Below are 1387 nucleotides of genomic sequence, written 5' to 3' on the forward strand. Positions count from 1 at the left end.
GGTCCGGAGGGACCCGGGCCCACGCCGCGTACGGGGTGCTACTTGATCTCGTCGGCGGTGTAGTAGTCGGAGTCGACGAGCACCTTGGTGACGTCGTCCTTGGTGACCACGACCGGGTCGAGGAGGTAGGACGGAACGACCTTCTCGCCGTTGTCGTACGTCTCGGTGTCGTTGACCTCGGGCTCCTCGCCCGCGCCGACGGCGACGATCATGTCGACGGTCACCTTGGCGAGCTCGCGGGTGTCCTTGAAGATCGTGGAGTACTGCTCACCGGCGTTGATCGACTTCACCGACTGCACCTCGGCGTCCTGGCCGGTCACGACCGGGAGGTCGGCGGTGGTGTAGCCGTTGCCCTTGAGCGCGGCGATGATGCCGAGCGAGAGGCCGTCGTAGGGCGAGAGGACGCCCTGGACCTTCGTGGAGGCGTACGTCTTGGTGAGGATGTCCTCCATGCGCTTCTGCGCGGTGGCGGGGTCCCAGCGCAGGATCGCGGCCTGCTTGAAGTCCGTCTGGCCGGAGGGGATGACGATCTCGCCAGACTTGATCAGCGGCTCGAGCACCGACATGGCGCCGTCCCAGAAGAAGGTGGCGTTGTTGTCGTCGGGCGAACCGCCGAAGAGCTCGACGTTGTAGGGGCCCTCGCCCTTGGCCTTCAGGCCGTCGACGAGCGAGGTCGCCTGCTGCACGCCGACCTGGTAGTTGTCGAAGGTCGAGTAGTAGTCGACGGCCTTCGTGCCGCGGATGAGGCGGTCGTAGCTGATGACCGGGATCTCCTGCGAGTCGGCGGTCTCGAGGACCTCGCCGAGCGCGGTGCCGTCGATGGCCGCGACCACCAGGACGTCGACGCCCTTGGTGACCATGTTCTCGACCTGGGAGACCTGGGTCGGGATGTCGTCCTCGGCGTACTGCAGGTCGACCTTGTAGCCCTCGGCCTCGAGCTGCTTCTTGATGTTGTTGCCGTCAGCGATCCAGCGCTCCGAGGACTTGGTCGGCATGGCTACGCCGACGGTGCCCTTGTCGCCGCCCTCGCCGCCGTCGCCGCCGCATGCCGCGAGGCCGAGCGCAAGCGCTGCCGCGGTGATCGTGGTGAGTACCTTGCGCACTTACCTGCTCCATTTCATCTACGGCCGCGTCGGTAGGCCTACGCGCCGCTGTCGGGGGGTCCGGAGACCGGCGCACAGGCCGGATTCCAGGTGAGTCACATCACAGATGTGAGCGCTCACATCGAGACAGGCTGCCTCTTCAAGTCCGAATGCGTCAAGTGCAGGACGAGGATGTTTCCGACTCGTGACTTACGGGAGGCTCCGTTGATCATCTGCACTGCACAGCGGGCTCACAGACAAGGAGTGAGACCAGTTGAATCCCCGCCGAGTCGGCTCGTTATGAC

At 65.5% G+C, this 1387-nt stretch carries 1 protein-coding gene; it reads right to left on the reverse strand.

All coding sequences use genetic code 11. The features are described 5' to 3' along the window. Positions 1-38 precede the first annotated feature (38 nt). Positions 39-1103, reverse strand: coding sequence for a multiple monosaccharide ABC transporter substrate-binding protein (chvE, locus tag ACFU7D_RS29625; protein WP_378874110.1), 1065 nt, complete (start codon positions 1101-1103; stop codon positions 39-41). Positions 1104-1387: the final 284 nt, after the last annotated feature.

The organism is Nocardioides sp. NPDC057577, from assembly GCF_042801335.1.
GTDB lineage: Bacteria > Actinomycetota > Actinomycetes > Propionibacteriales > Nocardioidaceae > Nocardioides.